Below are 26345 nucleotides of genomic sequence, written 5' to 3'. Positions count from 1 at the left end.
CGGGACATCACCTTGATCAAGGGATCGGTACCGATCCTACAAAGCGAATTACGCGAATTCACCCGCGATCAGTTCCGAGATCTGGGTGGCATTCAGCGCCGCGCCCTTGCGCAGATTGTCGGCGCACACGAAGAACTCCAGGGAGCGGGAGTCGTCGAGCGAGCCCCGTACCCGCCCCACCCAGGCCGGATCCGTACCGGCGGCGTCGGCGGGCGTGGGGAACTCCCCCGCCTCGGGATCGTCGACGAGCACCACTCCGGGCGCCGCCTCCAGGATCTCCCGGGCGTGCCCCGCGTCCACCTCCCGCTCGAAGCGGGCCCGCACCGTCAGGGAATGCCCGGTCACCACGGGAACCTGTACGCAGGTCACCGCGATCGGCAGCGACTCCAGCCCCAGGATCCGCCGGGTCTCCGCCCGTACGGCCAGCTCGTGCGAGGACCAGCCGCCCTCGCGCAGCTCCCCGGACCAGGGCACGACGTTCAGCGCGAGCGGAGCCGCGAAGGGGCCGGTGTCCTCGCCCACGGCCCGGCGCACGTCCCCGGTCTGCTCCCCCAGGGTGCTCCCGGCGACCAGCGACAGCTGGCGGCGCAGCGCCTCGGAACCGGCCCGGCCGGCCGCGCTGGCGGCCTGGTACGAGGAGACGGCCAGGTCGGCCAGCCCGTACTCGGCGTGCAGGGCGCCCAGGGTGGCGATCATGGCGGCCGTCACGCAGTCCGGGCCCGCGACGATGCCGCGCGGCCGGATCCGTACGGCGTGGCCGTTCACCTCGGGCACCACCAGGGGTACCTCGGGGTCTTCCCGGAAGGCGGCGGACTGGTCCACCACGACGGCACCGCGCGCGGTCACCACGGGGGCCCAGCGCGCCGACACCTCGGCCGGGGTCAGGAAGAGCACGATGTCGCCCTTGCCGAAGCCGTCGAAGGCGTCCTCGGTGAGGGCGATCACCTCGGTCTCCTCCCCGCGGACGGCCAGCACGCGGCCGGCCGAGCGCGGGGAGGCGATCAGGCGGATGTCGCCCCAGACGTCCGCCCGCTGGGACAGGATCTGGAGCAGGACCGAACCGACCGCTCCGGTCGCCCCGACCACGGCGAGCGCCGGGCCGGAGGACCGGGGCGCCGTCATCGTCCGGTGCCTCCGTAGACGACGGCCTCGTCGCTGTCGGAGTCCAGGCCGAAGGCCGTGTGCACCGCGCGGACGGCGTCGTTGACGTCGTCCTGGCGGGTGACGACCGAGATGCGGATCTCGGAGGTGGAGATCAGCTCGATGTTCACGCCCGCGTCGGACAGCGCCTGGAAGAAGGAGGCGGTGACGCCCGGGTTCGTCTTCATGCCCGCGCCGACCAGGGAGATCTTGCCGATCTGGTCGTCGTAGCGCAGCGAGTCGAAGCCGATCTGGCCCTTCGCCTTCTCCAGGGCGTCGATGGCCTTGTGGCCCTCGGTCTTGGGGAGGGTGAAGGAGATGTCGGTCAGACCGGTGGAGGCCGCCGACACGTTCTGGACGATCATGTCGATGTTGATCTCGGCGTCCGCGATGGCGCGGAAGATCGCCGCGGCCTCGCCCGGCTTGTCCGGGACGCCGACGACCGTGATCTTGGCTTCGGAGACGTCGTGAGCGACTCCGGAGATGATGGCGTGCTCCACCTGCGCGTCCCCTTGCGGATTCTCGTTGCTGACCCAGGTGCCCGGCAGTCCCGAGAAGGACGAGCGGACGTGGATCGGGATGTTGTAGCGGCGGGCGTACTCGACGCAGCGGTGCAGCAGCACCTTGGAGCCGGAGGCCGCGAGCTCCAGCATGTCCTCGGAGGCGATCCAGTCGATCTTCCGGGCCTTCTTCACGACGCGGGGGTCCGCGGTGAAGACGCCGTCGACATCGGTGTAGATCTCACAGACCTCGGCGTCCAGCGCCGCGGCGAGCGCCACGGCGGTGGTGTCCGAGCCGCCCCGGCCGAGGGTGGTGATGTCCTTGGAGTCCGCGGACACACCCTGGAAACCGGCAACGATGGCGATGTTGCCCTCGTCCAGCGCGGTGCGGATCCGGCCCGGCGTCACATCGATGATGCGCGCTTTGTTGTGGACCGAGTCGGTGATCACGCCTGCCTGGCTGCCGGTGAACGACTGGGCCTCGTGGCCCAGGTTTTTGATCGCCATGGCCAGCAGGGCCATGGAGATCCGCTCTCCGGCGGTCAGCAGCATGTCGAATTCGCGCCCCGCAGGCATCGGAGATACCTGCTCGGCGAGATCGATCAGCTCGTCCGTCGTGTCGCCCATCGCGGAAACCACGACGACCACCTGGTGGCCGTTCTTCTTGGCATCCACGATCCGCTTGGCGACGCGCTTGATGCCCTCGGCATCGGCTACGGAGGAGCCTCCGTACTTCTGCACGACAAGGCCCACGTGCGCTCCTCGCTCGGTCCGTCTCATTGCTGGTGCAGTCTAACGAGCGGCCGGGATCCGACCGCCCCGTACCACATCATGAGACGAAAAGATCAGCGCTCCGGTTGCCGTCACTTGTGGCCGAGTCGCCCCAGTTCCTCGGCCATGACCAGCCCGGCCTGCTCCGCGAGCTCCTCCTCGGTCAGGTCCTCGTCCGTGTCGAGGCCGTCGAGGGCGGCCAGCGGCTGGTCCAGGCGGACGTGCGCGATCAGCGACTGGAGGGCGCGCAGGGTGGCCGAGGCCGTCGGACCCCAGTTGGTGAAGTACGAGAACTGCCACCACCACAGCGCCTCGGTGATCCGGCCGGCCTGGTGGTGGATGAGGCCGTGGCGCAGGTCGGCGACCACGTCGGCCAGGTCGTCGGAGATCCGGTGCGCGACCGGGGCCTTGCGCGGCTCGTACGGGTCGAAGACCTCGGAGTAGACGTCGACCGGCTCCAGCATGAGCGCGAAGCGCTCGCGCAGGTCGTCCACGTCCGGCTCCGGGCCCAGGTCGGGCTCGTAGCGCTCTTCGGGCAGGACGTCCTGGTACGCGCCCAGCCGGCCGCCCGCCAGCAGCAGCTGGGACACCTCCAGGAGGAGGAAGGGAACGGCGCTGTCCGGGTCCTCGCCCTTGGCCACCTCGGTGACCGCGACGATGAAGGATTCGATCTGGTCCGCGATCGAGGCCGCGAAGTCGTCCGGATCCTGTCCCAGGGCGTGCAGCGTTGCGTCAGACATCGAGAAGTCGCCTTCCTTCAAAGGCCCGCCCCAGCGTGACCTCGTCCGCGTACTCCAGATCTCCCCCGACGGGGAGCCCGCTGGCCAGGCGGGTGACCTTGAGGCCCATGGGCTTGATCATGCGGGCGAGGTAGGTGGCGGTCGCCTCGCCCTCCAGGTTCGGGTCGGTCGCCAGGATCAGCTCGGTGACCGTCCCGTCCGCGAGGCGCGCCAGCAGCTCGCGGATGCGCAGGTCGTCCGGGCCGACGCCCTCGATCGGGCTGATCGCGCCACCGAGGACGTGGTACTTGCCCCGGAACTCGCGGGTGCGCTCGATCGCGACGACGTCCTTCGGCTCCTCGACCACGCAGATGACCGTCGTGTCGCGGCGCGGGTCACGGCAGATGCCGCAGCGCTCCTCCTGCGCCACGTTCCCGCACACCGCGCAGAACCGGACCTTGGCCTTGACCTCCAGCAGCGCGTGCGCGAGACGGCGGACGTCGGTGGGCTCGGCCTGCAGGATGTGGAAGGCGATCCGCTGCGCGCTCTTGGGCCCGACGCCGGGCAGCCTGCCCAGTTCGTCGATCAGGTCCTGGACCACGCCTTCGTACAACGGACTGCCTTCTTTCTCTGGTCTTCTCTGTGTGTCTGTGGAGGTGTCTGTGGAGCGGGGTCAGAACGGGAGGCCGGGGATCCCGCTGCCGCCGCCCAGGCCCTGGGCCAGCGGGCCGAGCTTCTGCTGCTGGAGCGCCTGCGCGTTCTCGTTGGCCGCCTGGACCGCCGCGACCACCAGGTCGGCGAGGGTCTCGGTGTCCTCCGGGTCCACGGCCTTCGGGTCGATCACCAGCGCCCGCAGTTCACCGGAACCGGTGACGGTGGCCTTGACCAGACCGCCTCCGGCCTGGCCCTCGACCTCGGCCAGCGCCAGCTCCTCCTGCGCAGCGGCTAGGTCCTGCTGCATCTTCTGGGCCTGCTGGAGCAGCTGCTGCATGTTGGGCTGGCCACCACCGGGAATCACAGGTGCTCACTCCATACGTCGTCGCGACGACCTTCGGGAACGCTCGGTCAATCCGAGCCTACGTGCTCCCCGGGCACCGCGCCCTACGCCGGGAGGACCAACTCTTTCGAGTGAGAGTCGGGGCGTGCGCGTACCTGATGGCGCCCTCCTTGTGGGCGGAAAACCCGGGATTCGTTGTCCATCGCGCGTCATTCGAAGGTAGGAAGAGCATGCGCATCATTGCGCACACGCGCACCACAGAGACGTCAGCGCAGGCAGAGGGAGTGCCGGGTGAGTCAGCCGGAGATGCAGCCCGAGGGGCCACCCCGGGATCCCGCAGAGGACGGCGACGGCGACCTGACCGGCCGGCCGTTCCCGCTCGGGGACTGGGGCGAACCCGCCGAGCGGCTCGACGAGCTCTACCGCCGGGTGGAGGCCGACGCGCTGCGCACCGCCGAGTGGTACCTCTCCGACCGGGCCTGGAAGCGCCGGGGCGCGCGGACGCTGCGGGCCGGCGCGGCCCTGGGCGCCGTCACGGGGGCCGCGATGCCCCTGCTGGAGCTGACCGGCTCGGCGCCGGGCGCGGCCTCGTACGGGTACCTGTCGCTGCTGCTCGCCGCCGCGTGCCTGGCCTGCGACCGGTTCTTCGGGCTGACCTCGGGCTGGATGCGGGACGTGGCGACCGCCCAGGCCGTGCAGCGCCGCCTCCAGACCCTGCAGTTCGACTGGGCGTCGGAGAACGTGCGCGAGGTGCTCGGCCCGACGGAGGGCACCGCCGGAGAGGCCGCGGAGCGGTGCCTGACGGTGCTGCGCCGCTTCTCGGAGGACATCACGGAGCTGGTGCGTTCCGAGACGGCCGACTGGATGGTGGAGTTCCGGGCGGGTCCGGCGCCGCTGGTGATGCAGTCCCTGGGCGGGGCCCCCGCCCGCCCGGACGCGTACGTGCCCCCGGCCCGGTTCCCCCTCCCTCCGGGCACCCGCCCGAACATGCCGCGCCAGCGGCCGCCGGAGCAGCCGCGCTGAGGCAGGGGGCCCCGGTCGCGGGCGGCGGGGCCGCTCAACTGAAGATGATCATCGATCCCTGTCCGAGGCTCCGCGTCGCCGCCGCGTGCAGCCCGAGCCACACGTGCCGCTCCCGCGCGAAGGGGCTCGCGTCGTACGGGATCGGCCCCGCCGGTTCCTCCAGCGAGGTCGGCCCGCCGGGCGGCGCCGGCGCGGCCGGCGGGTTCCCCGGGTCTATCCCGATCGCGGGCGCCACGAAGGCCAGCTCGCGCAGCAGCCCCTGCGCCGATCCCAGCGGGCCGCCCCCCGCCAGCAGCTCCTCGTTGGCCAGCGGAGCCGGGAAGTCCACCGGGACGTACGCCCCGGCGTGGTCGTAGTGCCACACCAGGTGGGACTGCTGCGCCGTGGACTCGAACATCTCCAGCAGCTGCTCGTAGTCCCCGCCCAGCTCGTCCACCGGGGTCACCGGCAGCCCGCAGATCTGCAGCAGGTACGCCCGCCGCAGGAAGTGCAGGGCGTCGTAGTCGAAACCGGCCACCGGGGCCACGTCCCCGCTCAGGCCCGGCATGTAGGCGAACACGGGCACCGACGGCAGACCCGCCTCGCCCAGCGCCTTGTCGTACGAGGCGATCTCTTCCGCGAAGGGGTTGTCGGGGCTGTGGCACAGCACGTCGACAAGGGGGACCAGCCACAGGTCACAGGCCACGCGGGCTCCGATCAGTCGTTGCCGCCGATCCGGCCAGAGTAGTGCTCCGGACACGCTCCGCGAAGGGGTGCGCAGAACCCGGGGCGACGGGCGGGCGGAACCGGGGTGGCCGCGGGGCCCCTCAGAGCCGGGCGGCCCAGTCCAGACCGTGCTGGTTGTACGCGCGCACCAGCCGCCGCACCTCGTCGGCGTCGGCCAGTGTCACGGCGTCGACCAGCTCGTTGTGCCCGTCCCACAGCGCGGTCCGCAGCTCCGGCGACCCCTGGAGGTGCGGTACGGAGAAGACCCAGCACTGGATCCGGATCCGGTGCAGGAACTCGGAGATGTAGGGGTTGCCGACCAGCCCGCTGAGCTCCCGCCAGAACCGCAGGTCGTAGCCGATGAGCACTTCGAGCGAACCGCTCCGGGCGGCCCGCTGCGCCTCCTCCCCGCGACGGCGCACCGACACCAGCATCTCGGCCGCTCCGGGCGCGACGCCGCGTTCGACGAGGCAGCGGAAGATGCCGTCGAGGATCAGCGTGCGGGCTTCGATCATGCCCCGGAAGTCGTCGACGGTGTAGGTCCGCACCCGGAACCCGCGGTGCTGCACCGACTCCAGCAGCCCCTGGGCCGAGAGGTCGACCAGCGCTTCGCGCACGGGGGTCGCGGAGACCTCGTACTGCTCGGCGATCTGCTTGACCGTGAACTCGGTCCCCGGCGGCAGACGACCCGCGAGCACCTCGTCGCGCAGCGCGTCCGCGATCTGCTGCCGAAGGGTGTTGCGGGTGACAGCTCCGCTTCCGCTGCCTGGCATAGGGGTCCGTCTCCTCCATAGATCTTCGGACACCTTAGGCCAGGCAGCGCGGCTGAAACCGAGCGGTTCTGCGGCCGGTATGCGGACGTAACGCCCGTTATCCGGACGACCGTGCGTCCGGATCCCTTCCGGCTACGCGCCGGCGGTGTGCCGGTCGGCGACCGACAGGGCCTCGTCGAGGAGGGCCAGACCCTCCTTGGCCTCGGTTTCCGTGACCGTGCAGGGCGGGACGACGTGCGTCCTGTTCATGTTGACGAACGGCCACAGCCCGGAGGCCTTGCAGGCCGCCGCGAATTCGGCCATCGGCGCGTTCGCGGCACCGGCCGCGTTGTACGGGACGAGCGGCTCGCGCGTCTCCTTGTCCCGTACGAGTTCCAGCGCCCAGAAGGTGCCGAGTCCGCGCACCTCGCCGACGGACGGGTGCCGCTCGGCGATCGCGGCCAGACCCGGGGCGATCACCTCGGCGCCGATGCGGGCGGCGTTGTCGACGATTCCCTCCTCCTCCATCGCGTTGATCGTCGCGACGGCGGCGGCGCAGGCCAGCGGGTGACCGGAGTAGGTCAGTCCGCCCGGGTAGGGGCGGGTGGCGAAGGTCTCGGCGATGGCGGCGGAGATGGCCACACCGCCCAGCGGCACGTATCCGCTGTTCACGCCCTTGGCGAAGGTGATCAGGTCCGGCGTGACGTCCCAGTGCTCGGCGGCGAACCACTTGCCGGTGCGGCCGAAGCCCGACATGACCTCGTCGAGGATGAAGACGATGCCGTGGCGGTCGCACAGCTCGCGCACCCCGGCGAGGTACCCGGCCGGCGGGGTCATGATCCCGGCGGTGCCCGGCACCGACTCCAGGATGATCGCGGCGATGGTCGCCGGACCCTCGAAGGCGATGGTGTCGGCGAGGTGGGCGAGGGCGCGCTCGCACTCCTCGGCCTCGGTCGTGGCGTGGAAGGGCGAGCGGTAGAGGAACGGGCCCCAGAAGTGCACGACCCCGGCGGCGGCCGTGTCGGAGGGCCAGCGGCGCGGGTCGCCGGTCAGGTTGATCGCGGCGGCGGTGGCGCCGTGGTACGACCGGTACGTGGAGAGCACCTTCTGGCGGCCGGTGTGCAGCCGGGCCATCCGTACGGCGTTCTCCACGGCCTCGGCGCCGCCGTTGGTGAAGAAGATCTTGTCCAGGTCCCCGGGGGTGCGCTCGGCGATGAGGCGTGCGGCCTCGGAGCGGACGTCCACGGCGAAACCGGGCGCGAGGGTGCAGAGCCGAGCGGCCTGCTCCTGGATCGCGGCGACCACCTTGGGGTGCTGGTGACCGATGTTGGTGTTGACCAGCTGGGAGGAGAAGTCGAGGAAGCGGTTCCCGTCGTAGTCCCAGAAGTACGAGCCCTCGGCCCCGGCGACGGCCAGCGGGTCGATCAGGGCCTGGGCGGACCACGAGTGGAAGACGTGAGCGCGGTCGGCGGCCTTGACGGCCGCACCGGTGACATGAGGGGTCATGTCGTCACGCTAGAAGTGCGCAGGTCGGAAGGGATATCGGCGGACTGTATGGGGGTGGGCACCCGCCCTCGGCAGTCTGTCTGCCGAGGGCGGGCCATTGACAGCACACTCCCAAAACGACAGCATCTTGTCATAGACCTCTCGTCAGAGACCCACCCCCTGCGATCCGGAGGCGAGCACCATGAGCGGAACCCCGAGCGGGCCCCGGCACGAGCCCAAGCCCGTCCACCTCGCGGTCTACGACACCTACGCGGACTGGGAGACCGGCCACACCACCGCGCACCTCACCCAGCGCGGCCACACCATCCGTACGGTCGGCCTCGTCGCCGGGCGGACGGTCACGACGATGGGCGGGCTCCGGATCCAGCCCGACCTGGCCCTCGCGGACCTGCGTCCCGAGGACTCCTCCCTGCTGATCCTGACCGGCGCCTCGCTCTGGGACACGGGCGACGAGCTGGCCCCGTTCGCCGCGAAGGCCCGCGCGTTCCTGGCGGCAGGGGTCCCGGTCGCGGCGATCTGCGGGGCCACGGCGGGCCTCGCCCGCGAGGGCCTCCTGGACGGCCGCGCCCACACCGGCGCGGTCTCCTTCTACCTGGCGCAGCAGCCGGGGTACGGGGGCGCCGCGCACTACGTGGAGGCCGACGCGGTCACCGACGGCGACCTGATCACGGCGGGCCCGACCGAACCGGCGGCCTTCGCCCGCGAGGTCTTCGCGCGGCTCGGCGTCTACCGGCCGGAGGTACTGGACGCCTGGTACCGGCTGTTCCACGACTCCGACGCGAGCGCGTACCCGGTGCTGATGGCCGCGGCGGAGGCCGGAGATGCCTGAGCCGGTGCGTCCGCTTTCGCTGCGGGAGCGGCAGGACCTGCTGAGCGGGACGGCGCTCGGCGTCTTCCACCTCAACGGGCAGTTCCTCGCGCTGTCGGAGGAGCTGGCCCGCCCGGCCGGGCTGACGGCGGCCTGGTGGCAGGTCCTGGGGGCGGTGCTGCACGAGCCGCTGCCGGTGGCGGGCATCGCGCGGGCCATGGGGATCACCCGGCAGAGCGTGCAGCGGGTGGCGGACCTGCTGGTGGCCAAGGGCCTCGCCGCGTACGCCCCGAACCCGGCCCACCGGCGCGCGAAGCTGCTGCGTCCGACGGAGGAGGGGCGGGCCGCGATCGCCCGCATCGACCCGGGCCACGCCGACCTGGCCACCCGCCTGGCGGCGGAACTGGGCGACGAGGCCTTCGCGGAAACGACCCGCACCCTGCAACGCCTCTCGGCAGCCTTGACCACCCTCACCGAACCCGGCCCCGCCGAACCGGAATCCAGCCCCACCGGCACCGACTCCAGCCCCGCCGGCGCTTGAGGCGCGGGGGTCCGGGGGCGGAGCCCCTGCATCCTTGAGCCGCACCCCCTCCCGGCGCGCCAAAATCCAGCCCCGCCGGCGTTTGAGGCGCGGGGCTCCGGGGCGGAGCCCCGGCAACGGCGCCGCACCGGAACGCCCCCGGCCCGGGGTCCGGACCGGCCCGACACTCCCCCTCCCCCCGCGGAGCGAACTACGCTCGGCCCGTCGGCCCGCCCCCGGGGGAAGGACCACCCGCCGATGGAACCGCTGCACCCCGCCGACCCCCAGCACGTCGGCCCGTACCGCGTCCTGTCCCGCCTCGGCTCCGGCGGCATGGGCCAGGTCTACCTCGCCCGGTCCGACCGCGGCCGCACCGTCGCGGTGAAGCTCGTCCACCCCGGTCTCGCCCTCCGCGAGGAGTTCCGCGCCCGGTTCCGCCAGGAGGTCGCGGCCGCCCGCCGGGTCGGCGGCGCCTGGACCGCTCCCGTCCTCGACGCCGACACCGAGGCCGAAGTCCCCTGGTTCGCCACCGGGTACGTCGCCGGGCCGAGCCTGCGGCAGACCGTCGCGCACGACTTCGGCCCCCTCCCCACCCGTACCGTGCGAATCCTGGCCGCCGGACTCGCGTACGCCCTCCAGGACATCCACCGCGCGGGCCTCATCCACCGCGACCTGAAACCGTCCAACGTCCTGCTCACCCTCGACGGACCCCGCGTCATCGACTTCGGCATCGCCCGGCCGCTCGACACCCCCGACAGCGGTCTGACCCGGCCGGGGGAACTGGTCGGCTCACCCGGGTTCATGGCCCCCGAGCAGGTCCGCGGCGAGGCGGTCACCCCGGCCTGCGACGTCTTCTGCCTCGGCGCGGTGCTGGCCTACGCGGCCACCGGGCGGCAGCCCTTCGGCGACGCGGAACAGCCGGGCGGGGCCGCGGGGCTGCTGCTGCGCATCGTCGAAGCGGAACCCGAGCTGGACGGCGTACCGGCCGAACTGCGGGAGCTGGTCGCGGACTGCCTGCGCAAGGACCCCGCGGCGCGGCCCGATCCGGCGGCGGTCCTGGACCGGGTCGGGGCGGGCTGGACGGTGGCGGACGGGCGCGCCCTGGAACCATGGCTTCCGGCGCCGCTCGTGGACCGGCTCGGACGGCACGCCGTACAGCTCCTCGACCGCGAGGACCCCGGTCCGCGGCACACCCTCCCCCCGGCCCCCACCGCCGTGGCGCCCCCGCCCCCGCCCCTCCCCCCGGCTCCGCCCGCGTCGTACCCGTACGGGCCGCCGCCCGCCGTACCGGCGCCCCGGCCCCCCGTGGCGTCGACCGCCTTCCTGGTGGCCGTCGCAGTCGTGGTCGCGGCGGCGGCGGGCGGCACGGTGTACGCGGTGATGAGCAGTACCCCGGAACCTCTCCCTCCGGGCCCGGCGGTCACCGCCTCCGCGCCGTCCGCCCCCACCGGGGCGGGCCCCACGGACCCCAAGGCCCCCGGAACCGGAACCTCCTCGGGCGGCGGCCCGGCCGCCCGCCTCCCCCAGTCCTACGTAGGCACCTGGCGGGCCGCCTCCGGCAGCGCGACCTGGCGCCTGGACCTCACCCCCGGCGCGGTCGGCGAGCCCGTCATGACCCTGCGCGTGGACGACCCCGGCTACTCCTGCTCCTGGCGGGCCACCCTGCGCGGCGCCCCCGACCCGGTGGAGCTCGACGCCTCCACCGTCACCTCCGGCCCCGCTCCCACCTGCACTCCCGGCGGCTGGAGCCGACTGCGCCTGCTGCCCGACGGCACCCTGCGGCGCGAGCTGGACGGGGGATCGAACCCCCCTCTCACGTATCACCGGGAGTAGTCGGCGGCCGATTGTGTCGAAGTCAATAAGCCTGCAAGCAAAGCTTGTTGCGTACGAGGAGCCCATCGCAGACTGCGGCACATGGAGCCGTTGAAGGTAGTGGCACATCTGTGGGAGCGGATCGAGGCACGCGACTGGGACGGTGTGGCCGCGCTCGTCGCCGAGGACGCGGTCATCGAGTGGCCGGTCAGCGGCGAGCGGATCGTCGGCAGGGCCAACTTCGTCGCCGTGCTCCGCGACGAGGGGGAGGAGTCCGAGGACGACGAGAGGCCCCTCGGGGCGGTCGAGGTGCTGCGCATCCTCGCGGACGGGGACCTCGTCGTCACCGAGGTGGAGATACCTGAGGAGCACGTCGTCTACCGGGCCGTTTCCCTGTGGACCGTGCGCGACGGGGAGATCGTCGGCGCGCGGGAGTACTGGACCAGCCCTGGACAGGACCCTGCGCCCCGCTGGAGGGCCGTTTACGTCGAACCACTGGTGGCAGACTGAGCCCTGTGCTCACGCAACTCGCCGCGGCTACCGGCGTCTTGGCCCTGCTCACCCTTGTCCCCGGCCCCGACATGGCCATCGTCACCCGGCGGGCCGTCTCCCGGGGGCGGGCCGACGGGCTGCGCACCGTCGGTGGGATCGCCGCCGGGCTGCTGCTCTGGGGCGCCCTGACCGTGGCCGGTCTCGCCGCGCTGCTCGCCGCGTCGGCCGAGGTCTACCTGGTGGTCAAGCTCGCGGGCGCGGCGTACCTGTGCTTCCTCGGCGTCCAGTCCCTGCGCCGCCCGGGGGGCGGGCCGGAGGGGGACCCCGACGGGGCCGGGAGCGACGGCGGGAGCGGGAGCGCCTGGCGGACCGGTCTGGTCTCCAACGCGCTCAATCCCAAGATCGCCGTGTTCTACACCGGGCTGCTGCCCACCCTCGCGCCGCAGGGCCTGCGCCCTGCGGCGGGGATGGCGCTCCTCGTCCTGGTGCACGTGCTGCTGACGCTGCTCTGGCTGAGCGCGTACGTCTACGTCCTGTCGCACGCCCGGCGGTTCTTCACGCGCCCGCGTGTCCGCCGGGCGATGGACCGGGTGACGGGGGTCGTGCTGATCGGCTTCGGGGTGCGCGTGGCGACGTCGGCGGCATAGCTCCGGCGTGACTCCGGCGTAGCTCTGCAGAGGGAGGGGCACCGCTACCCGAGGAGGGCTTCCAGCTCCTCGGCGATGGCGGTGCGCAGCCCGTCGTGGCGGGGCGCCAGGGCGTGGCGCTCGCCGCGCCAGCACTCCTCGTCCTCGTAGAGCCAGACCGGCATCCGGACCAGGTCGGCGGGCTCCCAGTCGTAGCGGGGCCAGATGTGGGCGTGGAGGTAGGGATCGGTGTTGCCCAGGATCTCGATGTTCACGCGGCGGAAGGCCGGGTCGAGGCGGGCGCAGGCGCGTTCGACGGCCTCGGCGAGGCGCTCCAGGTCGGTGAGGTAGGCGATGCGGCGGGACCGGGACAGCTCGGAAAGCCGGGTCACGGCCGGGTCGTCGGTCAGCAGGACCGAGTAGCCGGGCAGGAACTGCCGGTCCCCGATGGCCGCGAACCCCGAGTCGAGGCGGCGCAGGACGGTGGGGTTCTCGCCCCGGTGCGCGCTGCCGATGCGGTCCTGTTTCCAGTCGTTCTCGTTCATTGGACGGACCCTAACGCAGCGGTGGACAAGGGCCCTTGGGGGCCGACCGGGGTCGGCCGCTGGTGGGGGGGAGGTCGCCGGGCTGGCTCTGAGGTAGTGCCCGTCATACCTGAGAGCTACGTGGAAAGGCCGCTCCGGAGCGGGACGCCGACCAGGGGCGCTGATTCCTAACTTCGTTGGGAGAGCGGGTGATTGCCCGCTCTTCCGGGTGAAGTCAGGGAAGAAGGACACGCCATGACCATGGGCAGCCGCATCCGCCGCACTCTGCTGGCCGGCCTCGTCGCCACGGCCGTCGTGGTCCCCGTGTCCGCGGCCGCCTCGCCGAAGGTTCCCGCGCCCGCCCCGGCGGCCTTCGCCGCGTCCGCGACGGCGCAGAGCCGGTACGCGGCGAACCTCGCCGTGATGGGAGAGGCCTCGCGCATGGCCGGGGACGCGGGGCGGACCGGCCGCGCCGAGAAGCTGCGGACGATGGCTGCCGCCGCCCCGGGGCAGGCGGGCGGAGCGCAGTTCCTGACCTTCGACGGCAGAGGCAAGGGGCGCGCCATAGAGGTGCTGGGCGATCTGGGCACCGCCGACCGGATCGCCGTCCTGGTGCCCGGCTCGGACACGACGCTGGACACCTATCAGCGCTTCCGTGACGGTGCGCGCTCACTCCAGCAGCGGCTCCAGCGGGAGCATCCGCGCTCCGCGGTGATCGCGTGGCTGGGGTACGACACCCCGGGGACGGTCAGCACCACGGTCCTGACGGCCGCCCGCGCCGAGGAGGCCGCCGCCGAGCTGGGGCCGTTCCTGGACCGGTTGGGGGAGATGACCGGCGCCGACGCCCGGATCTCGCTGCTGTGCCACTCGTACGGCTCGGTGGTCTGCGCCCGGACGCGGACGGGACCCCGCGTGAGCGATGTCGTCCTCTACGGGAGTCCCGGCACGGGGATCCCGTCCGCCGGCCGGATGCCGACCGGGGCCCGGGTGTGGGCCGGCCGGGGCAGCGAGGACTGGATCAGCGGGGTGCCCCATGTCCGCTTCGCGGGTCTCGGCTTCGGTACCGACCCGGTGGATCCCGCCTTCGGTGCCCGGCGCTTCGCCGCGGGCTCCGCCGGACACAGCGACTACCTCAGGCCCGGCACGGAGTCCCTGGAGAGCCTGGCCCGCATCGTCATCGGCGCGACCGGCTCCGGCTCCGGCTCCGGCTCCGATGACCTCACCGGCCCCGGCCCCGCCGTCCCCTCCGTCCGCCGGGAGGCCTCGCATGCGTGAGCTCCGCACCCGCTGGTCCGCCCTCGCGGACCGCGTCGACAGCGCGACCCCGGCCCACCGGGACCGGTCCGTGGACGCCCTGCGGGCCTTCGCGATCCTCGGGGTGGTGCTGGGCCACTGGCTGGTCACCGCCCTGACCGTCACCGACGGCAGCCTGCACGGGGCGAGCCCGCTGGCCGCCATGCCCTGGCTGGCCCCGGTGTCCTGGGTGTTCCAGACCCTGGCCGTGTTCTTCCTGGTCGGCGGCCATGTCGCCGACCAGGGCCACGCCGCGGCGAGGGCCCGCGGGGTCTCGTACGGCGCCTGGGTCGGGCAGCGCCTCGGGCGGCTGTTCCGGCCGGTGGCCGCGGTGCTGACGCTGTGGGCCGTCGTGGCGGGAGGGCTGCTGGTGGGCGGCGCCGAGCCGGAGACCGTGCGCACGCTGCTCAAGCTGGTGTGGTCGCCCCTGTGGTTCCTGCTGGTGTTCGCGGCGCTCACCGCGGCGACCCCGCTCGTCGCCCGGATCAGTCCGCTGTGGCCGCTGGCCGTGGTGGCCGGGGTGGACGTGTGGCGGTTCGGCCTCGGCGGCCCGGAGTGGATCGGCTGGGTCAATGTCGCCGCGGGCTGGCTCGTCCCCTTCACCCTGGGCGCGGCCTGGTCCCGGGGCGCGTTCTCCCGGCGCCGGCAGTCGCTGTTCCTGCTGGCCGGGGGTGCGGCCGCCACCGCCGCGCTGATCCTCTGGGGCGGGTACCCGGCCTCCATGGTGGGGGTCCCGGGGGCTGCCGTGTCGAACCTGAACCCGCCGACCCTGGCCGCCGTCGCCTTCGGCCTGGCCCAGTGCGGGCTGGCCCTGCTGGTGCGCGGACCGCTGGCCCGGGTCATGGAACGGCCCCGGACCTGGGCGAAGGTGGCACTGCTGAACCTGTCCGCGATGACCGTCTTCCTGTGGCACCAGACCGCGATGATGTCCGTGACCGCTGTCGGTCTGCTGTTCTCCACCGAACTGCCCGGGCTGCACACCGCGCCCGGCTCGGCCGGCTGGATCGTCGCGCGGCTGCTGTGGCTGCCGGTGTTCGCGGCCGCCCTGACCGTCTGCTGGTCCGCCTTCCGCGTCCACGAGCAGCCCCGGGCCGCCCGCACCCCGCGCACGGCCGTGATCTCGGCGGCACCGCGGGTCCGGGTGCCCGGGACGGCCCGCTTGGAGGAGGTCGGCCGTGTTTAGGCTGATCCGCGTGACCGAACAGCACGCGCCCCGGGCGGACACCGCCCTCCTCGCCAAAAGCCTTGTGGTCGATGAGCTGTTGACCCTGCGGCGGGATCCGCTCCCTCGGATGTCCAGGCCCCGGTGGCTGGCCCGGCTGCCGCACGCGGTGGTGCTCTACCTGGCCGTGCTCTTCTGCTTCCTCACCAACGAGCAGCTGTCGCACTACCACGTCACCGGCGGGCCCTCGCTGGTGCTGGCCCTCATGTCCGGGGTGCCCGTCGCGGTGGCGCTGTCACGCCCGATCGCCGCCTGGTGGCTGGGCCTGCTCGCGGCGGGCCTGATCGCCTGGACGATCCACTCCGAGGTGGGGCAGGGCCAGTCCTGGCCCTGGATGCCCGCCGGGTTCTTCGCCCTCGCCCCCTTGATCCTGCTGGCCGCCCTGCGCGTGCCGCCGCGGACCACCGTCGCGGTCGTCACCGTCCCCGTCGGCCTCTCGGCGGCGGCCGAGCTGCTCGCCAAACCGGAGCACAGCACCACCAGCTTCTTCACGTCCAGCCTGGTCTTCGGCATCGTGGGACTCCTGGGGTACTCGCTGCGCGCGGTGCGGCTGGCCCGGGGGCAGCTCGTCGTCCAGGAGACCCTGACCGAGGAGGAACGGGCCCGGCGGACCCTGCTGGAGGAACGCAGCCGGATCGCCCGCGAGCTGCACGACGTGGTGGCCCATCACATGTCGGTGATCTCCATCCAGGCCCAGGTCGCCCCGCACCTGGTGGAGAACCCGTCCGAGGAGTTGAAGGAGAACCTCGCCGGGATCCGGGAGAACGCCCTGGAGGCCCTGACGGAGCTGCGCCGGGTCCTGGGGGTGCTGCGGTCCGAGCAGCCCGGTGATCCCGCGGCGCCGCAGCATCCGCAGCCCACCCTCGCGGAGCTGGACGGCCTCGTGGACAACGTGCGGGGGGCCGGGCTGGACGTCGTCACCGAGGTGGCGGGGATACGGCGGCCGCTGGCGCCGGGAGTCGAGCTGACCGCGTACCGGATCGTCCAGGAGGCGCTGAGCAACTGCCTTCGGCACGCCCCCGGTTCGCGGGTCGAGGTCGGGATCGCCTACGGGCCGCGCGAACTGCACCTGTGCGTCTCGAACTCGGCGCCCTCGCGGGCCGCCCCGCCGTCGGTCGGTGCCGGGCACGGGCTGCTCGGCATGCGGGAACGGGCGGGCATGCTGGGGGGCGAGCTGGCCGCCGGGCCTCGTCCCGGTGGCGGATACGAGGTGAGCGCGGTCCTGCCCATGGACCCGCCGGGCGGCTCCTCCGAGACGAAGAAGGACGCATGAGCACTCCGATCAAGGTGATGATCGCCGACGACCAGATGATGGTCCGGCAGGGCTTCACCGTCCTCCTGAACGCGCAGCCCGACATAGAGGTGGTCGGGCAGGCCGTGGACGGCGCCGACGCGGTGGCGAAGGTCGCCGAACTGGGGCCGGACGTGGTGCTGATGGACATCCGCATGCCCGGCATGGGCGGCATCGAGGCCACCTCGATCATCACCGGTGTGCCGGAGTCGACGGTGAAGGTGCTGGTGCTGACCACCTTCGACCTCGACGAGTACGTGTACGAGGCGCTGCGCGCGGGCGCCTCCGGCTTCCTGCTGAAGGACGCCTCGGCGGACCAGCTCGCAGAGGCGGTGCGGGTCGTGGCCGCCGGCGAGGCCCTGCTGTCGCCGAACATCACGAAGCGGCTGATCACCGAGTTCTCCCGGATGGGGGCCCCGCGGGCGCCGTCCAGGGCTCGGATCGACGAGCTGACGGAGCGGGAGACGGAGGTGCTGTCGCTGATCGCCCAGGGGCTGTCCAACGCGGAGATCGCCGGGCATCTGACCGTGGCCGAGCAGACGGTGAAGACCCATGTGAGCCGGATCCTGGTGAAGCTGGGTCTGCGTGACCGGACGCAGGCCGCGGTGTTCGCGTACGAGACGGGTCTGGTCCGTCCGGCGGGCTACTGAGGAGGGCCGCGTAGTACTTGCGGGGGACCCCCGGAAATCCCCTTCGGCGCCGACGCGGACCACGGGGGACGCGGCCTACGGTTTGAGCATGACCCAGACGACCACGGGGGCCACTCCCCGACCGCCCGAACTGAGGCTGGCCTCGGGCTTGATGCAGAGCCTGCGTGACGACATGCTCACGGATGCCTTCGCCTACCGTCCGCTGGCCCCGATGCGGACCGACGGGCCGATCGTCCGCCGCCTGCCGGAGCGGATACGGTACCGGGCCGCCTATCTGCCGCACGCGGCGGTGGTGGTGACGGCGTTCTTCGTGGTCCTGCTGGCGAGTACCACTGGGACGGTCGGCATGTCGCCGGCCCCGCTCACCCTGGCGGGACTGGTCGCCGCGGCGCCGGTGCTGATGACCCTGGTACGGCCCATGGGGGCCTTCTGGGCGGCGCTGGCGGCCACGGTCGTGCTCTCGGTGCTGCAGGACCGGATCTTCACCTGGCCCTGGTCCCCGGGCACCTTCGTCGCCTACCTCGCCGTGATGGTCTTCGTCGGACTGCGGACCAAGCCCCGGGTGTCCGGCTGGATGTGGGTCATCACCGTGCTGTTCGGGACGGCCCTGCAGATCCTGTTCGGCGCGGATCGTGCGGGCAGCATCGCGCCGATGGCCTTCGCCTCGGCCGTGGGGCTGCTGCTGGTGACGGTGCGCAACACCCGCCGGGAGGCGAGGCAGGAGGTCACGGCCGTGCTGGAGGTGACGGCCTTCGAGCGGGACCGGCGGACGCTGCTGGAGGAGCGGACGACCATCGCGCGGGAGCTGCACGACGTGGTCGCGCACCACATGTCGGTGGTGGCGATCCAGGCGGAGGCGGCCCCGTACCGGGTGAAGAACCCGCCGCCGGAGCTTGAGGCGGCGTTCGTCACCATCCGGGAGAACGCGGTGGCGGCCCTCACGGAGCTGCGCCGGGTGCTGGGTGTGGTGCGGTCCGCGGACTACGAGGCGCCCGACACCCCGCAGCCGACGCTGGCCTCGCTGGACGGGCTGCTCACCAATGTGCGGGAGGCCGGGCTGAGCGTGGAGAAGACCGTCACGGGTGCGGTGCGCGAACTGCCGCAGGGAGTGGAGCTGTCGGCATACCGGATCATCCAGGAGGCCCTGAGCAACAGCCTGCGGCACGCGCCGGGATCGGCGGCGGAGGTCGAGGTGTCGTACGTGCTGGGCGGTCTGGGGATACGGGTCGTCAACGGCCCGGCCGTCGGGGACGTGCCGCCTTCGCCGGGGGCCGGGCACGGGATCACCGGGATGCGGGAGCGGGTGGCCATGCTGGAAGGCGAGATGACGGCCGGGGAGAGCCCTTCGGGCGGGTACGAGGTGGCGGTGTTCATACCGGTGCGCAGCCGACCGCAGCCGGAGGAGGACCCGGCATGACGATCAGAGTGCTGATCGTCGACGACCAGATGATGGTCCGCGAGGGCTTCTCCGTCCTGCTGAACGCGATGGAGGGCATCGAGGTCGTCGGCGAGGCCGTCGACGGCCGGCAGGCCATCGCGCAGGTGGCGGCCCTGCGGCCGGACGTGGTGCTGATGGACATCCGGATGCCCGAGATGAACGGCCTGGAGGCCACCCGGCAGATCGTGGCGGCCGACGCGGACGCGAAGGTGCTGGTCCTGACGACCTTCGACCTCGACGAGTACGTGTACCAGGCGCTGCGGGCGGGGGCTTCGGGGTTCCTGTTGAAGGACGCGTCGGCCCGTCAGCTGGCGGAAGGGGTGCGGGTGGTGGCGGCCGGGGAGGCGCTGCTGGCCCCTTCGGTGACGAAGCGGCTGATCGTGGAGTTCTCGAAGCTGGCGCAGACTCCGCGGACCGTCGATCCGGTGGGGGTGGCGGAGCTGACGGAGCGGGAGACGGAGGTGCTGGTGCTGATCGCGCAGGGACTGTCCAACGGGGAGATAGCGGACCGGCTGGTGGTCGCGGAGTCCACGATCAAGACGCACGTGAGCCGGATCCTGGTGAAACTGGGCCTGCGGGACCGGACGCAGGCGGCGGTGTTCGCCTACGAGACACGGCTGGTGACACCGGCTTAGCGAAGGCCCTGGCGGGCTGGTTCCGGGACGGGGCGGGTTCGGGGGATCTTGGTGGGGCGGGGCTAGTCTGCGGGGATGGGCTTTGATCCGTGGGATGCCGAGTTCGTCGCCGATCCGTACCCCGCCTACCGGGAGCTGCGGGAGCAGGGGCGGGCCGTGTGGTCGCAGGCGACCGGTCAGTGGCTGGTGCCGCACTACGCCGATGTGAGCGCCCTGTTGCGGGACCGGCGGCTGGGGCGGACCTATCTGCACCGCTTCAGCCACGAGGAGTTCGGGCGGCAGGCGCCGCCGCCGGAACACGAGCCCTTCCACGTGCTCAACGGGAACGGCCTGCTGGATCTGGAGGATCCCGCACACGCGCGGGTGCGGCGGCTGGTGGCGAAGGCCTTCACCCCGCGCACCGTCGAACGGCTCGCGCCCTCGGTGGAGCGGCTGGCCCGGGAGTTGGCGGACGGGCTGCGCCGGGAGGGGGGCGGGGACCTGCTGACCGCTGTCGCCGAACCGCTGCCGGTGGCGGTGATCGCGGAGCTGCTGGGTGTCCCGGAGGCGGACCGGGGGCTGTTGCGGCCCTGGTCGGCGGACATCTGCGGGATGTTCGAGCTCCGGCCGGACCCGGAGACGGCCCGGCGCGCGGTGACTGCGAGCGTGGAGTTCAGCGCGTACCTGCGGGAGTTGATCGGTGAGCGGCGCAAGCGGCCCGGCGCGGATTTGATCTCCGGTCTGATCGCCGCCCACGATGAGGAGGGCCGGCTCAGCGAGCAGGAGATGATCTCCACCTGCGTCCTTCTGCTGAACGCCGGACACGAGGCGACCGTCAACACGACGGTGAACGGCTGGTGGGCCCTGTTCCGCAATCCCGAGCAGCTCGCGTGGCTGCGCGCGGACCCGGAAACCGCGGATCCCGAAAAGTTGTCCACAGCTGTGGATGAACTCATGCGTTACGACACGCCGCTCCAGATGTTCGAGCGCTGGGTGCTCGACGACATCCTGATCGGGGACGTCCCGATCCCCCGCGGCTCCGAAATCGCACTTCTGTTCGGTTCCGCGAACCGGGATCCGGCCCGCTTCGAGAACCCCGACGTGCTGGACCTCTCCCGCACCGACAACCCGCACCTGACCTTCGGCGCCGGGATCCACTACTGCCTGGGGGCGCCCCTGGCCCGGCTGGAGCTCGCGGCCTCCTTCGGCGCCCTGCTGGACCCGGCGCTCCCGCCGTTGCGCCTGGTCGAAGAGCCGCGGTGGGGGGACGGCTACGTCATCCGGGGCCTGCGCGAACTGCTCGTGGAGTTCTGACGACAGGAGCCCGGGGCCCATGGCCCCGGGCTCCTGTCGACGTCTGCGCCCGCCGCTACGCCACCAGGTCCCGGCGCCGCAGCGCGCCCAGTCCGGCCGCGACCAGCGCCGCCGCGAGGACGGTCAGGGTCAGCAGCGGGGCCCAGTCGAGGGCCTCCGGCCCGGGGAGCTTGGGCAGGTGGGTGAAGGGCGAGACGTTCATGACCGACTGCGGGAGGTCGAGCGCCGGGCCGATCCAGCCGAGGGCCAGGGCGACTCCGGCGACGGCCCAGCCGGCGACCGCGTACTTCGGGAGCGCGCCGTACAGCAGGGCCGCCAGGGCCCCGAGCAGCCACACCGCCGGGAGCTGCGCGAGGCTGGCGCCCACGGTCGTACCCAGGTCCCGGCCGTGCCCGATGCCCAGTCCGAGCCCGGCCAGCAGCAGGATCACGGCCGAGCCGCCGAACGCGACGGCGAGGTGACCACCGGCCCAGCGCAGCCGCCCGACGGCGTTCGAGAGCAGCGGTTCGGCGCGCTGCGCGCTCTCCTCGCCGCTCAGGCGCAGTACGGAGGAGACCACGTAGAGCGCGGCGATCATGCCGAACAGTCCGGCCATCGCGGCGAGGAAGGCGTCGGTGAGCCCGCTCTGCCCGCCCATCCGCTCGATGATCCGACGGGTCTTCTCGTTGCCGCCGACCACGTCGGCGGCGCCGTCCGCCATGCCGCCGAAGACGAGCCCGGCGACCAGGAAGGCCGCGCCCCAGCCGACGAGGCTGCCGCGCTGGAGCCGCCAGGCCAGCGCCCCGGCCGTACCGAGCCGGCCCTCGGCCGGTCCGGGACGGGCGGGCAGGAAGCCCATGCCCAGGTCCCGGCGGCCCGACAGCAGGTACGCGGCCCCCGTCGCGAGCGCCACCCCGGCGACGAGCAGGAGGAGCACCCACCAGCGTTCGCCGGCGAAGGCGCGGGCGTTCTCCAGCCAGCCGAGCGGGGAGATCCAGGTCAGGGCGCACGCGCCCGCCGGCGTACCGGCGTCGCCGGCGGCCTTCAGCACGAAGGCGGCGCCGAGGACCGCGGAGGTGAGCCCTTTGGCCGCCCGGGCGCTCTCGGTGAGCTGGGCGGCGACGGCCGCGATCCCCGCGAACAGCAGACCGGCGCCGCCGATGGCCAGGCCGAGCGCGAGGGCGCCGGGCCCGCCCTGCCCCGCGAGTCCGCCCACGACGATCAGGACCACGCACGCGTTGGCGACGAGGGCGGCGAGCAGCGCCGCGGTCAGCGGGGCCCGGCGGCCCACCATGGCGGCGGAGAGCATTTCCTGGCGGCCCGTCTCCTCCTCCTCGCGGGTGTGCCGGATGACGATGATCAGGCTCATCACGGCGGCGAGGACGGCGCCGTAGACGCCCATGCGCCAGGAGGTCAGCGCGCCCAGGGAGTCGCCGAAGACCGGCCCGTACAGGGCGCGCATGGAGCCGTTGGCGTTCATCGAGGAGGCGAGCTCGGCACGTTCGGCGGCGGTGCCGTACACCTTTTCGAGTGAACCGGGCATGCTCGCCACCAGCAGGCCGGTGACGAGCACCCACACCGGCATCATCACGCGGTCGCGGCGCAGGGCCAGCCGGAGCAGCGCACCGGTGCCCGCCAGTTGTCGGTTCATCGTGCGTTCGCCTCGTCAGCGGTCGTGTAGTGGCGGAGGAAGAGCTCTTCGAGGGTGGGCGGGGTCGAGGTCAGCGACCGCACGCCCGAGGCGGTGAGCGAGCGCAGCACGGCGTCCAGCTTGTCGGTGTCGGCCTGGAGGCTGACCTTCAGGCCGCGCACGTCGACGTCGTACACGCCGGGCAGGTGCGCGATGCCGTTCGGCGGTCCGGCGAGCTCGGCCCTGATCGACGTACGGGTGAGGTGGCGCAGTTCGGCGAGGGTGCCGGTCTCCACGGTGCGGCCGGCGCGGATGATGCTGACGCGGTCGCAGAGGGTCTCCACCTCGCTGAGGATGTGGCTGCTGAGGAGGATGGTGCGTCCGGCGTCACGGGCCTCGGCGACGCAGCTCTGGAAGACCTCCTCCATCAGCGGGTCCAGGCCGGAGGTGGGCTCGTCGAGGATCAGCAGCTCGACGTCCGAAGCGAAGGCGGCGACCAGGGCGACCTTCTGACGGTTGCCCTTGGAGTACGTACGGCCCTTCTTGGTCGGGTCGAGTTCGAACCGCTCCAGCAGTTCGGTGCGCCGGGCCCGGTCGAGGCCGCCGCGGAGCCGGCCGTAGAGGTCGATGACCTCGCCCCCGGAGAGGTTGCGCCACAGGGTGACGTCACCGGGGACGTAGGCGATGCGGCGGTGCAGCGCCACCGCGTCGGCCCACGCGTCGCCACCGAGGAGGCTGACGGTCCCGGCATCGGCGCGCAGCAGGCCGAGCAGGACCCGGATGGTGGTGGACTTCCCGGCGCCGTTGGGGCCGAGGAATCCGTGGACCTCGCCCGCGGTGACGTCGAGGTCGAGTCCGTCCAGTGCGTGGGTGCGGCCGAACGCCTTGTGGAGACCGGCGACGCTGATTGCCTTCGTCATGTTTCTGAACGTACGCTACTTTCACAAAATTGTGAAGCTCGGGAATCACGTAAAGTCTGAGGGGTGGCGGATGCGATGGATGTACGGGACGAGGAAGCGGTATCCCGCTTCGTGGAGCGGTTCGCCGCGCAGCTGACGGAGGCGGGCATGCAACGCATGGCCTCGCGGGTCTTCGCGCGGCTGCTCGCGAGCGACGGGGGGTCGATGACCTCCGCGGAACTGGGCGAGGCGCTCCAGATCAGTCCGGCGGCGGTATCGGGCGCCGTCGCCTACCTGACGCAGGTCAACATGGTCAGCCGGGAGCGCGAACCGGGCTCCCGCCGCGACCGGTACGTCCTGCACAACGAGCTCTGGTACGAGACCTTCACCCGTCGGGACCAGGTCCTGACCCTGTGGGAGAAGACCCTGCGCGAGGGCGCGGCAGGCCTCGGGGAGGGCTCCCCGGCGGGCGCGCGGATCGCGGAGACGGCGGCGTTCTTCGAGTTCCTGCAGGGCGAGATGCTCGGCATGATGGACCGCTGGCGCGCCCACCGCGCCACGCTCGACCTGCCGTGACCGCGGTGGCGGGGGACACATGGGGGCTCCCTGGCGTGGACGGGGCAACGGACCCCCACCCCCTGCCGGAGGGCCAGCCATGTCCGACAAGCCCGCCATCGTCCTGGTCCACGGATTCTGGGGTGGCGCCGCCCACGGGCCCGGTGACGGACCTGATCGAAGCCGCCGCGAACGACCTGGCGGGCCGCTGACGGGACCCCTCCGGGGAGGGGCCCGCTCAGCACGCGCGAGCGACCCGGCTCAGCGCGGCCCGGCTCAGCGCGGCAGCGTGAGGGCCCAGGCCGCCGGGTGGCGGGTCCAGGTGCGGCGGCGGACCGGGCCGGTCAGGACGTGGTCGGCCCGGTAGCGGAAGTCCGCCCCGGACACCGTCACCGCCTCGGCCCGCCCCGTCAGCGGCGCGGCCCCGGCGAGCCGGACGATCACCTCGGCCGGCCCGCCCCGCTCCCCCGTCCGCACCGCCACGTCCTCCACGGGCTGGTCCACGTCGGCGAGCACCACCCCGTCCACCTGCACCTCCACCCTCAGCCGGTGCGGCGCGGCCTCCGGGCCGGCCAGCAGGGTCCGCAGCAGCGAGCGGTACGGCCCGCCGCGCCGGGCCGCCGGCGGACCGGCGATCCGCAGCCCGCCCAGCACCACCCCGTCGCTGTCGTCGACCAGCAGGTCCCGCGGCCGCGGGACCCCGTCCAGCGCCGCCCGCGCCCCGAGCACCGCCGACAGCGGCACGCCGAGCGAGCGGGCCAGCCCCAGCGACCCCGCGGGCCCCACCGGAACCAGCGAGAGAGCCCGGTCCACCGGCCCCCGCTCGCGGTGCAGCAGCCCCACGGCCCGGACCAGCGCCCGGTCGTCGCCCACGATCACCGGCCGCCGATGACCCCGGCGGGCGAGGGCCCGCGCAAATTCCTCCTGCGAATCGGGGAGGCAGATTTTCGCCGCCGCCCCCGCTGACAACACATCCTTCGCGATTCGCACGGACTCGCCGTCAAGACGGCGGGCGACCGGGTCGACGAGCACGAGCAGGCCGCCGACCGGCGCGCCCGCATGGCTCATGGTGGGCTCTGGAGCCGACACCTCGGTCCTTCCTCGGGTAGCATCTTTGTGCAAGAGGCCCTTGCGCTATTGCGCCAGGGCCTTCGTCTATTCCGGGGTACCGGTCCGACGGCTCAGCCTGCGGTGTACATCGTCGTACGCCCCCTGACCTTGGACATGCCCCATCCGGAAGAGGTGTACGCCTGTGCCCGCTCTTGTGCTGCTCGGAGCTCAGTGGGGTGACGAGGGCAAGGGAAAGGCCACCGACCTGCTCGGTGGATCCGTTGACTATGTAGTGCGCTACCAGGGTGGCAACAACGCCGGCCACACGGTCGTCGTCGGCGACCAGAAGTACGCGCTGCACCTTCTCCCTTCCGGCATCCTCTCCCCCGGATGCACCCCGGTCATCGGCAACGGTGTCGTCGTCGACCCCGCCGTCCTGCTCTCCGAGCTGCGCGGCCTGAACGAGCGCGGCATCGACACCTCGAAGCTGCTGATCAGCGGTAACGCGCACCTGATCACGCCGTACAACGTCACCCTCGACAAGGTCGGCGAGCGCTTCCTCGGCAAGCGCAAGATCGGTACGACCGGCCGCGGCATCGGCCCGACCTACGCGGACAAGATCAACCGCGTCGGCATCCGCGTCCAGGACCTCTACGACGAGTCGATCCTCACGCAGAAGGTCGAAGCGGCGCTGGAGGGCAAGAACCAGCTCCTCGCGAAGCTCTACAACCGCCGCGCCATCGAGGCCGGCGCGATCGTGGAGGAGATGCTCCAGTACGCGGACCAGATCAAGGGCTACGTCGCCGACACCACCCTGATCCTGAACAACGCGCTGGACGAGGACAAGGTCGTGCTCTTCGAGGGCGGCCAGGGCACCCTGCTCGACGTCGACCACGGCACGTACCCCTTCGTCACCTCCTCGAACCCGACCGCCGGCGGCGCCTGCACCGGCACCGGCGTGGGCCCGACGAAGATCAGCCGCGTCATCGGCATCCTCAAGGCCTACACGACCCGCGTCGGCGCCGGCCCGTTCCCGACGGAGCTGTTCGACGAGGACGGCGAGGCCCTGCGCCGCATCGGTGGCGAGCGCGGTGTGACCACCGGCCGTGACCGCCGCTGCGGCTGGTTCGACGCCCCGATCGCCCGCTACGCGACCCGCGTCAACGGCCTGACGGACTTCTTCCTCACCAAGCTCGACGTGCTGACCGGCTGGGAGGAGATCCCGGTCTGCGTCGCGTACGAGATCGACGGCAAGCGCGTCGAGGAGCTCCCCTACTCGCAGACCGACTTCCACCACGCGAAGCCGATCTACGAAACCCTCCCGGGCTGGTCCGAGGACATCACCAAGGCCAAGACCTTCTCCGACCTGCCGAAGAACGCGCAGGCGTACGTGAAGGCCCTGGAGGAGATGTCGGGCGCCCCGATCTCCGCGATCGGCGTCGGCCCCGGCCGTACCGAGACGATCGAGATCAACTCGTTCCTCTAGGAACCCGCAGCACCCGCACCACCCCCGAG

27 protein-coding genes are annotated in these 26345 nt (G+C 72.5%); 15 read left to right on the top strand and 12 right to left on the bottom strand.

The features are described from left to right. Positions 1 to 48: 48 nt before the first annotated feature. From SLAV_RS20410 to SLAV_RS20390, 5 genes are all read right to left on the bottom strand, one after another. On the bottom strand, positions 49 to 1122 hold the full coding sequence (locus SLAV_RS20410; protein WP_030228586.1) for an aspartate-semialdehyde dehydrogenase: 1074 nt from the start codon (positions 1120 to 1122) through the stop codon (positions 49 to 51). After that, a complete protein-coding gene (locus tag SLAV_RS20405; protein ID WP_030228588.1) occupies positions 1119 to 2393 on the bottom strand; it encodes an aspartate kinase in 1275 nt (424 codons plus the stop codon). The genes SLAV_RS20410 and SLAV_RS20405 overlap by 4 nt, the downstream gene beginning before the upstream one ends. Before the next feature lie 110 nt (positions 2394 to 2503). Next, positions 2504 to 3151 (bottom strand): DUF5063 domain-containing protein, encoded by a 648-nt coding sequence (locus SLAV_RS20400; RefSeq protein WP_030228590.1) that lies wholly within the window; start codon positions 3149 to 3151, stop codon positions 2504 to 2506. Continuing rightward, a complete protein-coding gene (recR, locus tag SLAV_RS20395) occupies positions 3144 to 3743 on the bottom strand; it encodes a recombination mediator RecR (protein WP_030228593.1) in 600 nt (199 codons plus the stop codon). The genes SLAV_RS20400 and recR overlap by 8 nt, the downstream gene beginning before the upstream one ends. Positions 3744 to 3803: 60 nt before the next feature. Further along, complete coding sequence (locus SLAV_RS20390; protein ID WP_078950239.1) at positions 3804 to 4148, bottom strand: YbaB/EbfC family nucleoid-associated protein; 345 nt, start codon at positions 4146 to 4148, stop codon at positions 3804 to 3806. 270 nt (positions 4149 to 4418) lie between these two features. Between SLAV_RS20390 and SLAV_RS20385 the strand changes: the two genes are divergently transcribed. Next, entirely contained in the window at positions 4419 to 5150 is a 732-nt protein-coding gene (locus SLAV_RS20385; protein ID WP_030228598.1) for an SLATT domain-containing protein, read from the top strand. A 34-nt stretch (positions 5151 to 5184) separates the two neighbouring features. On the opposite strand, the gene SLAV_RS20380 is transcribed toward SLAV_RS20385, so the two are convergent. From SLAV_RS20380 to SLAV_RS20370, 3 genes are all read right to left on the bottom strand, one after another. Then, a complete protein-coding gene (locus SLAV_RS20380; protein WP_030228600.1) occupies positions 5185 to 5835 on the bottom strand; it encodes a putative DNA-mimic protein in 651 nt (216 codons plus the stop codon). 121 nt (positions 5836 to 5956) lie between these two features. Then, complete coding sequence (locus SLAV_RS20375; protein WP_030228603.1) at positions 5957 to 6628, bottom strand: GntR family transcriptional regulator; 672 nt, start codon at positions 6626 to 6628, stop codon at positions 5957 to 5959. Between the two features lie 132 nt (positions 6629 to 6760). Further along, a complete protein-coding gene (locus SLAV_RS20370; RefSeq protein ID WP_030228605.1) occupies positions 6761 to 8113 on the bottom strand; it encodes an aspartate aminotransferase family protein in 1353 nt (450 codons plus the stop codon). Positions 8114 to 8294: 181 nt separating this feature from the next. Between SLAV_RS20370 and SLAV_RS20365 the strand changes: the two genes are divergently transcribed. The 5 genes from SLAV_RS20365 to SLAV_RS20345 all read left to right on the top strand — a co-directional run bounded on the left by SLAV_RS20365 (position 8295) and on the right by SLAV_RS20345 (position 12392). Next, positions 8295 to 8942, top strand: coding sequence for a DJ-1/PfpI family protein (locus SLAV_RS20365; RefSeq protein ID WP_030228607.1), 648 nt, complete (start codon positions 8295 to 8297; stop codon positions 8940 to 8942). After that, entirely contained in the window at positions 8935 to 9462 is a 528-nt protein-coding gene (locus tag SLAV_RS20360; RefSeq protein WP_051840637.1) for a MarR family winged helix-turn-helix transcriptional regulator, read from the top strand. The genes SLAV_RS20365 and SLAV_RS20360 overlap by 8 nt, the downstream gene beginning before the upstream one ends. A 237-nt stretch (positions 9463 to 9699) precedes the next feature. Continuing rightward, positions 9700 to 11274, top strand: a complete 1575-nt coding sequence (locus SLAV_RS20355; protein ID WP_037686869.1) for a serine/threonine-protein kinase — start codon at positions 9700 to 9702, stop codon at positions 11272 to 11274. An 81-nt stretch (positions 11275 to 11355) separates the two neighbouring features. After that, entirely contained in the window at positions 11356 to 11763 is a 408-nt protein-coding gene (locus SLAV_RS20350) for a nuclear transport factor 2 family protein (protein ID WP_030228614.1), read from the top strand. 5 nt (positions 11764 to 11768) lie between these two features. Beyond that, a complete protein-coding gene (locus SLAV_RS20345) occupies positions 11769 to 12392 on the top strand; it encodes a LysE family translocator (protein WP_030228616.1) in 624 nt (207 codons plus the stop codon). Positions 12393 to 12436: 44 nt separating this feature from the next. On the opposite strand, the gene SLAV_RS20340 is transcribed toward SLAV_RS20345, so the two are convergent. Continuing rightward, positions 12437 to 12916 (bottom strand): HIT family protein, encoded by a 480-nt coding sequence (locus SLAV_RS20340; RefSeq protein WP_030228618.1) that lies wholly within the window; start codon positions 12914 to 12916, stop codon positions 12437 to 12439. Positions 12917 to 13150: 234 nt separating this feature from the next. Between SLAV_RS20340 and SLAV_RS20335 the strand changes: the two genes are divergently transcribed. The 7 genes from SLAV_RS20335 (at position 13151) to SLAV_RS20305 (ending at position 20717) form a co-directional block, all read left to right on the top strand. Continuing rightward, the gene (locus tag SLAV_RS20335; RefSeq protein WP_063760270.1) at positions 13151 to 14170 is read left to right on the top strand and encodes an alpha/beta hydrolase; all 1020 of its coding nucleotides are present in this window, start codon (positions 13151 to 13153) and stop codon (positions 14168 to 14170) included. After that, positions 14163 to 15371, top strand: a complete 1209-nt coding sequence (locus SLAV_RS20330; RefSeq protein ID WP_037686872.1) for an acyltransferase family protein — start codon at positions 14163 to 14165, stop codon at positions 15369 to 15371. Before SLAV_RS20335 ends, SLAV_RS20330 begins: the two co-directional genes overlap by 8 nt. A gap of 10 nt (positions 15372 to 15381) precedes the next feature. Next, positions 15382 to 16683: a sensor histidine kinase gene (locus SLAV_RS20325; RefSeq protein WP_234333517.1), complete on the top strand. Its 1302-nt coding sequence runs from the start codon at positions 15382 to 15384 to the stop codon at positions 16681 to 16683. After that, the gene (locus SLAV_RS20320; RefSeq protein ID WP_030228629.1) at positions 16680 to 17351 is read left to right on the top strand and encodes a response regulator; all 672 of its coding nucleotides are present in this window, start codon (positions 16680 to 16682) and stop codon (positions 17349 to 17351) included. Before SLAV_RS20325 ends, SLAV_RS20320 begins: the two co-directional genes overlap by 4 nt. Positions 17352 to 17439: 88 nt before the next feature. Further along, complete coding sequence (locus SLAV_RS20315) at positions 17440 to 18768, top strand: sensor histidine kinase (RefSeq protein WP_030228632.1); 1329 nt, start codon at positions 17440 to 17442, stop codon at positions 18766 to 18768. After that, positions 18765 to 19424 (top strand): response regulator, encoded by a 660-nt coding sequence (locus SLAV_RS20310; protein ID WP_030228635.1) that lies wholly within the window; start codon positions 18765 to 18767, stop codon positions 19422 to 19424. The genes SLAV_RS20315 and SLAV_RS20310 overlap by 4 nt, the downstream gene beginning before the upstream one ends. 75 nt (positions 19425 to 19499) lie before the next feature. Then, positions 19500 to 20717, top strand: coding sequence for a cytochrome P450 (locus SLAV_RS20305; RefSeq protein ID WP_030228638.1), 1218 nt, complete (start codon positions 19500 to 19502; stop codon positions 20715 to 20717). Between the two features lie 55 nt (positions 20718 to 20772). Here the strand turns inward: SLAV_RS20305 and SLAV_RS20300 are convergent, their stop codons facing one another. Then, positions 20773 to 22347, bottom strand: a complete 1575-nt coding sequence (locus SLAV_RS20300; protein WP_030228641.1) for an ABC transporter permease — start codon at positions 22345 to 22347, stop codon at positions 20773 to 20775. Then, positions 22344 to 23246 carry an ABC transporter ATP-binding protein gene (locus tag SLAV_RS20295; RefSeq protein WP_030228643.1) on the bottom strand — a complete coding sequence of 301 codons (903 nt, stop codon included), beginning with the start codon at positions 23244 to 23246 and terminating at the stop codon, positions 22344 to 22346. The genes SLAV_RS20300 and SLAV_RS20295 overlap by 4 nt, the downstream gene beginning before the upstream one ends. Positions 23247 to 23321: 75 nt before the next feature. On the opposite strand from SLAV_RS20295, the gene SLAV_RS20290 reads away from it, so the two are divergent. Further along, entirely contained in the window at positions 23322 to 23801 is a 480-nt protein-coding gene (locus SLAV_RS20290; protein WP_051840640.1) for a GbsR/MarR family transcriptional regulator, read from the top strand. Between the two features lie 255 nt (positions 23802 to 24056). On the opposite strand, the gene SLAV_RS20285 is transcribed toward SLAV_RS20290, so the two are convergent. Continuing rightward, positions 24057 to 24848 carry a diacylglycerol kinase family protein gene (locus SLAV_RS20285; RefSeq protein ID WP_037686878.1) on the bottom strand — a complete coding sequence of 264 codons (792 nt, stop codon included), beginning with the start codon at positions 24846 to 24848 and terminating at the stop codon, positions 24057 to 24059. A 184-nt stretch (positions 24849 to 25032) separates the two neighbouring features. Between SLAV_RS20285 and SLAV_RS20280 the strand changes: the two genes are divergently transcribed. Continuing rightward, a complete protein-coding gene (locus SLAV_RS20280; protein ID WP_030228647.1) occupies positions 25033 to 26316 on the top strand; it encodes an adenylosuccinate synthase in 1284 nt (427 codons plus the stop codon). The last annotated feature ends 29 nt before the right edge of the window (positions 26317 to 26345 follow it).

Origin of the sequence: Streptomyces lavendulae subsp. lavendulae (assembly GCF_002803845.1) — a bacterium.
In the GTDB taxonomy this organism is placed as follows: Bacteria; Actinomycetota; Actinomycetes; order Streptomycetales; family Streptomycetaceae; genus Streptomyces; species Streptomyces lavendulae.
The sequence above is the reverse complement of the archived record's forward strand: the minus strand, read 5'-3'. Positions and strand labels throughout refer to the sequence as shown.

Bases quoted from the DNA above. Each gene is read 5' to 3' on its own strand.
- SLAV_RS20410 (WP_030228586.1), bottom strand. From the start codon at position 1,122: ATGACGGCGCCCCGGTCCTCCGGCCCGGCGCTCGCCGTGGTCGGGGCG.
- SLAV_RS20400 (WP_030228590.1), bottom strand. From the start codon at position 3,151: ATGTCTGACGCAACGCTGCACGCCCTGGGACAGGATCCGGACGACTTC.
- SLAV_RS20375 (WP_030228603.1), bottom strand. From the start codon at position 6,628: ATGCCAGGCAGCGGAAGCGGAGCTGTCACCCGCAACACCCTTCGGCAG.
- SLAV_RS20370 (WP_030228605.1), bottom strand. From the start codon at position 8,113: ATGACCCCTCATGTCACCGGTGCGGCCGTCAAGGCCGCCGACCGCGCT.
- SLAV_RS20365 (WP_030228607.1), top strand. From the start codon at position 8,295: ATGAGCGGAACCCCGAGCGGGCCCCGGCACGAGCCCAAGCCCGTCCAC.
- SLAV_RS20360 (WP_051840637.1), top strand. From the start codon at position 8,935: ATGCCTGAGCCGGTGCGTCCGCTTTCGCTGCGGGAGCGGCAGGACCTG.
- SLAV_RS20355 (WP_037686869.1), top strand. From the start codon at position 9,700: ATGGAACCGCTGCACCCCGCCGACCCCCAGCACGTCGGCCCGTACCGC.
- SLAV_RS20350 (WP_030228614.1), top strand. From the start codon at position 11,356: ATGGAGCCGTTGAAGGTAGTGGCACATCTGTGGGAGCGGATCGAGGCA.
- SLAV_RS20340 (WP_030228618.1), bottom strand. From the start codon at position 12,916: ATGAACGAGAACGACTGGAAACAGGACCGCATCGGCAGCGCGCACCGG.
- SLAV_RS20335 (WP_063760270.1), top strand. From the start codon at position 13,151: ATGACCATGGGCAGCCGCATCCGCCGCACTCTGCTGGCCGGCCTCGTC.
- SLAV_RS20330 (WP_037686872.1), top strand. From the start codon at position 14,163: ATGCGTGAGCTCCGCACCCGCTGGTCCGCCCTCGCGGACCGCGTCGAC.
- SLAV_RS20320 (WP_030228629.1), top strand. From the start codon at position 16,680: ATGAGCACTCCGATCAAGGTGATGATCGCCGACGACCAGATGATGGTC.
- SLAV_RS20315 (WP_030228632.1), top strand. From the start codon at position 17,440: ATGACCCAGACGACCACGGGGGCCACTCCCCGACCGCCCGAACTGAGG.
- SLAV_RS20310 (WP_030228635.1), top strand. From the start codon at position 18,765: ATGACGATCAGAGTGCTGATCGTCGACGACCAGATGATGGTCCGCGAG.
- SLAV_RS20305 (WP_030228638.1), top strand. From the start codon at position 19,500: ATGGGCTTTGATCCGTGGGATGCCGAGTTCGTCGCCGATCCGTACCCC.
- SLAV_RS20300 (WP_030228641.1), bottom strand. From the start codon at position 22,347: ATGAACCGACAACTGGCGGGCACCGGTGCGCTGCTCCGGCTGGCCCTG.
- SLAV_RS20295 (WP_030228643.1), bottom strand. From the start codon at position 23,246: ATGACGAAGGCAATCAGCGTCGCCGGTCTCCACAAGGCGTTCGGCCGC.
- SLAV_RS20290 (WP_051840640.1), top strand. From the start codon at position 23,322: ATGGATGTACGGGACGAGGAAGCGGTATCCCGCTTCGTGGAGCGGTTC.
- SLAV_RS20285 (WP_037686878.1), bottom strand. From the start codon at position 24,848: ATGAGCCATGCGGGCGCGCCGGTCGGCGGCCTGCTCGTGCTCGTCGAC.